This window comes from Faecalibacterium tardum, from assembly GCF_040096515.1.
In the GTDB taxonomy this organism is placed as follows: domain Bacteria; phylum Bacillota; class Clostridia; order Oscillospirales; family Ruminococcaceae; genus Faecalibacterium; species Faecalibacterium tardum.
Genome location: NZ_JBBMEO010000061.1, coordinates 1 through 4707 on the forward strand (window position 1 = coordinate 1; position 4707 = coordinate 4707).

Consider the following 4707-nt stretch of genomic DNA (forward strand, 5'->3'; position numbering starts at 1 on the left):
TTTATATTGGGGACGCCGGAGCGTCTGTGGACGCTCCGGCATCCCGTTTTCATTTTTACAGGATCGTTTTCAGAAAGGCGGTCAGGACCTTTGCCGCCTGCCGGTGGTTCTCTGCGCCGGGGTGCTGCCGGGCACCCACGGTTTCCGGCGTGGTGTTGGGCAGCTCCAGCAGATAGACAGAGCTGTCTCCGGTAATGGTCTTGTACTGCTCCATGCCCTGCCGCAATACCGGCAGCAGCTCACTGCCCAGCATCCCGATGCACCACACCAGCTTTGCCCCGGGGTTCTTCGCCCGGATCAACGTCAGAAAATGCTGTACACCATTTGCCACTTTTTGGGCGTCCGCAGGGTGGATGTCCCCATTGGAGAGCCGCCGCATCTGGTGGGTCTTGCCAGTGGCAGGGTCTTGCCACGGCGGGTTATCAAATGCGCCCGTGTCGTTGGTGCCCAGGTTGACGATGACAGCATCCGGTTTCCATGCAGCAAAATCATTATCCTGCTGTGCGCCAAGGGCGGCATTGCGCTGCCCCATAGCTACACCGCACACCTGCGTATAGTAGGGCGGCATCACATGGCGCACATCGTTGTCCCAGCCGGTCACGATGCCCCAGCCACTTTGCGAGATGCAGCGGTATTCGGCTCCCAGTGCATCGGCGGTCAGGCGGCCGTAGTGGTTCTCCGCAGAGAAAAAGGCTCCCACCCAGTCCTCCTCCGGCTTGGCCCCGATGGCACCCTCGCCGCTGGTGATGCTGTCGCCCACAAACTCCAGCCGATACTGCGGCTCCGGCAGGGGCAGAAATTCGCCGCCTGCATATTCCAGCCCGGTGATCTGCAACAGATGCGCCGGGTCATCGTGCATGGCCTGCACATCCTTTAGCAGCCGGAGGTGCTTTGCCTTGCCCGGTGTCATGCCCCGGAAAAGACAGATCCGGCTTTTGCCGGGGTTCACGGCAAACCGTGCCACCCATGCGCCGTTCAGCTCCACGCTGACCCACGGCTCTACCATCTCATAGTCGGCGAAAAGATCCACCCATAGTTCGCTGCCGGTAAATTCCAGCTCCATGCCGCTGGCCGTCCAGAACAGGGTCAGCGGGTCACGCCCGGTGTGCCGCCCCAGTGCCCGCACCTGCGGCAGCTGGGTCAGCGTCGCAGTTGTAAGTTGCTCCATTTTCTGTTCCCTCCCGTTGGTTTTTGCTTGAAGCATAGCAGATTCTACCCAAAATCGCAAGCTAAATGCGTAAGCTAACAAAAACCTAAAATTTAGTTTAGCCTTTGCACCTCCCGGTGCAGGGGCTTTTTTCGGGTCAGGTTGACCAGTGCTTTGCCCCTCTCCTTGTACCATACGCTGAAAATGAAACGGCATATTGACGGGACTTCCAAAACTGTCTTATACTTATTGCGCAATTTGACGTTGATTTTTGAGAAAACGAGGAAGATGTCATGGAGCTGGAACATAACTTTTACGGGGTGAATTTTGCACCCTTTCCCCGACGGGGCGTGTTGAGCAGCGAGACTGCCCAACGCAGTATGGCAGCCATGGTGGAAGCCACCGCCGCCAACTGGGTCATCCTGTCGCCCTCTGGAATACAGTCTGACCCTTATAGTGAGGAGATCAACTGGAACACCGATGCCACCCCCACAGACGAGGAGCTGTGCGGTGCCATCCGCTTTGCCAAGCAGTTGGGCTTGCAGGTGGCGCTGAAGCCCACCGTCAACTGTGCCAACGGCGTGTGGCGGGCGCGCATCAGCTTTTTTGACCACGATGTGCCCTGCGAGACCCAGTGGAGCGGATGGTTTGCCAACTACACCGCCTTCCAGACCCACTACGCGGCTCTTGCCGAAGCCGAAGGCTGTGGGCTGTTCCTGACCGGTTGCGAAATGACCATGACCGAGCACCGGGAAACAGAGTGGCGCGCCCTCATTGCCGCCGTGCGCCAGCAGTACCACGGCCCGGTGAGCTATAACTGCGATAAATACGGCGAGGATCATGTAAATTGGTGGGATGCGGTGGACTGCATCGCCTCCAGCGGCTACTACCCCCTGAAGGACTGGGAAAACCAGCTGAACCGTATCGAGGCGGTGAGCCAAAAATACAAAAAGCCCGTCCTCTTCAGCGAGGCAGGCTGCATGAACATCACCGGTTCTTCTGCCGTGCCCAACAACTGGGAGCTGAAGGGAACACGGAATGATCTGGAGCAGGCAGATTGGTATGAGGCAATGTTTTCCGCCTGCGCCAAGCGTCCGTGGGTCATGGGCTTTGGCGTGTGGGACTGGCCTGCCGACACCAGAGCAGTCAGTGCCTACGCCGTGTCCGGCCGTCCGGCGGCAAAAATTATCCATAGTGCATATCAGGGAGGAGTTTTAGAATGAATACGTCCAATTTTGCTCGCTTGAAAGAACTGTTCCGCCGTGCCGCAGCAGGGCAGGAGTTGACCATTGCCTTTTTGGGCGGTTCCATCACGCAGGGCAGCCTTTCCACCCAGCCCGGTAATGCCTACGCTTTCCGGGTGTACCAGTGGTTCGTGGATACCTTTCCGCAGTCGAAGTTCCACTATGTCAACGGCGGCATCGGCGGCACCAGCTCCCACTATGGCGTTGCCCGTGCCGTGACCGATGTGCTGATGTACCAGCCGGATTTTGTGGCGGTGGATTTCAGCGTCAACGATCTGGAAGTCCCCTTCCGGCAGGAGACTTATGAGGGCGTTGTCCGCAAGCTGCTGACATGGCCCTCTCACCCGGCGGTGGTGCTGCTGAACAACATTTACTATGATACCGGCGAGACGTCACAGGACGAGCACAACGCCGTGGGCGACCACTACGGTGTACCCCACGTCAGCATCCGGGACAGCATTTACAAGGATCTGCGTGCCGGTAAGTATGCCAGCCGCACCCTGCTCAGCCCTGATGGGCTGCACCCCAACGATTACGGCCACGGTCTGGTGGCAGGGGAGATCATCAAGCTGCTGGAGGCAGTCAACGCCCACCGGGAAGAACCGGAGCAGGAGCCTGCCTTCCCGGCACCGCTCACCGCCAACGCCTACGAGAACGCCCGGCGGCTGACCATCCGGGAGCTCTCCCCCAAGCTGGAGGGTTTCCGGGCAGACCCGGAGGAAAAGCTGGGGCATCTGGACCACTGGAAAAACGGCTGGATCGGTCAGAAGCCCGGGGATAAGATCACCTTTGAAGTGGATGCCTCCTGCATTGCAGTGCAATACCGCAAGACCATCCGCCGCCCGGCGCTGCGGGCACAGCTGGTGCTGGACGGCGACACCGCCCACGCCGCTGTGCTGGACGGCAACTTCGAGGAGGATTGGGGTGACTGCCTGTATCTCCAGCCCATTCTCCACCATGGCGAGCAGAAGACCCATACCGTGGAGATCACCATTCTGCCCACAGAAGATGAAACTCCCACGGAGTTCTACCTCATGGCTCTGATCACGGCGTGAGGTAGAATGCCCCTTCTGGACTTGATTTTGGTGTGCGGCCACGCAAACCAATGCCGTCAAGTCGGTGGAGGATAGAGCGATTTTGTTTGTCGGAGAGTAAGTGCGCGGTTTCTGCACGGTTTTAAAACGTGCAAAGGGCGCTTCTCGCTGCAAAATCCGAACTTTTTTCCGATAGGAGAAGGGTTCGGATTTTTTGTATTCTTTGGAAAACAGAACGAATCCCTTGCCTCCATCGAAAAACGTCCTAGAACTTATCACAAAAAAGCACGACAGACCACGGTAAGAGTGCCGTAAGGCGGAAAGGACACAAACATGAAGTACGATGAAAGAGCCTGCGTCCACAAGGATGATATGGCAGACATCCTGCAAAAGATGATGGAACAGCAGGAGTTTCCATAAAAACAAAAACAGGGTGCGCCCTGAATAGGGCGCACCCTGCCATCGCAATTCACGATTTGATTTGTTGACAACAACTGTGAATTGCATAAAGACGCAAGTTGCTATAAAACGGCAAGGTCTCCCGCAATCAAGAAACCTTGCCGTTTTGTGCTATATGTTGGCTGAATCAGGAAGCCTTCTGCAAACTTACAGTGCCACGCTGACCGGCAGGACATACACGCCGTCGGCGGCGTAGAAGGTAATCTGAGTAATCGTCTTGCCGATGATGGATGCAAAGTAAGGATCATCGGCATTGAAGCCCAGTTTGGTACCATGCCAGATGTTGGTCACATGATGCAGGCCGTACTCACTGCCATCGGCGGTGGTCAGAACTACGCCGTAGACCTTGTTGGCCTTGTAGTCCAGATCAAAACCGGAGAGCTTCATCTCGTAGGTGGTGTGGTGACCGTTGGTATTCAGCTCCACAGTGGTGCCCTCTACGGTGGTCTCGGCGGCGTGGACCTTGCCAAACTCCCACTTGCCGCTCAGCAGGTTATACCATGCGGTGATGTAGTAAGCAGGGGTCTCACTGAGCTTGTAGTAAGCGTAGCTCTCGTTCTCAAACAAGGCATCTGCGCCGGTGTAGGTGGTGGTGGATTCCTTGCCCTTCAGGGTAACGGTAATGTCGTAGCTGTCGGCATCGGTGACCTGTTTTGCATTCTTCAGCGCCCACGGGGTCAGCACCTTGACCGGGAAGGAAACGCCGGTGATGTCAGTGCCATCTGCGTTGACGTGGTAGGAACCGGCGGCAAGGTTGCCCGCACGGGTCTTGTTCTTGGTGGCGCTGGTCACAGCGTCGATCTCAGATGCGTTGTCCACACCG

Annotated in this window: 4 protein-coding genes; 2 read left to right on the plus strand and 2 right to left on the minus strand. The window is 57.2% G+C overall.

From position 1 onward, the window contains the following. Positions 1-55 precede the first annotated feature (55 nt). Positions 56-1168 (minus strand): SGNH/GDSL hydrolase family protein, encoded by a 1113-nt coding sequence (locus tag WMO44_RS14330; protein WP_349152982.1) that lies wholly within the window; start codon positions 1166-1168, stop codon positions 56-58. 272 nt (positions 1169-1440) lie between these two features. On the opposite strand from WMO44_RS14330, the gene WMO44_RS14335 reads away from it, so the two are divergent. Together WMO44_RS14335 and WMO44_RS14340 are read left to right on the plus strand one after the other, a co-directional pair. Then, positions 1441-2370, plus strand: coding sequence for a glycoside hydrolase family 113 (locus WMO44_RS14335; protein ID WP_349152983.1), 930 nt, complete (start codon positions 1441-1443; stop codon positions 2368-2370). Further along, positions 2367-3446 (plus strand): SGNH/GDSL hydrolase family protein, encoded by a 1080-nt coding sequence (locus tag WMO44_RS14340; RefSeq protein WP_349152984.1) that lies wholly within the window; start codon positions 2367-2369, stop codon positions 3444-3446. Before WMO44_RS14335 ends, WMO44_RS14340 begins: the two co-directional genes overlap by 4 nt. Before the next feature lie 585 nt (positions 3447-4031). On the opposite strand, the gene WMO44_RS14345 is transcribed toward WMO44_RS14340, so the two are convergent. After that, a partial coding sequence (locus WMO44_RS14345; RefSeq protein ID WP_349152985.1) for a hypothetical protein occupies positions 4032-4707 on the minus strand: 676 nt, incomplete at its 5' end.

What these genes read in the sequence shown, in the direction of transcription:
- WMO44_RS14340 (WP_349152984.1), top strand. Translation starts at nt 2,367, where the DNA reads ATGAATACGTCCAATTTTGCTCGCTTGAAAGAACTGTTCCGCCGTGCC.
- WMO44_RS14335 (WP_349152983.1), top strand. Translation starts at nt 1,441, where the DNA reads ATGGAGCTGGAACATAACTTTTACGGGGTGAATTTTGCACCCTTTCCC.
- WMO44_RS14330 (WP_349152982.1), bottom strand. Translation starts at nt 1,168, where the DNA reads ATGGAGCAACTTACAACTGCGACGCTGACCCAGCTGCCGCAGGTGCGG.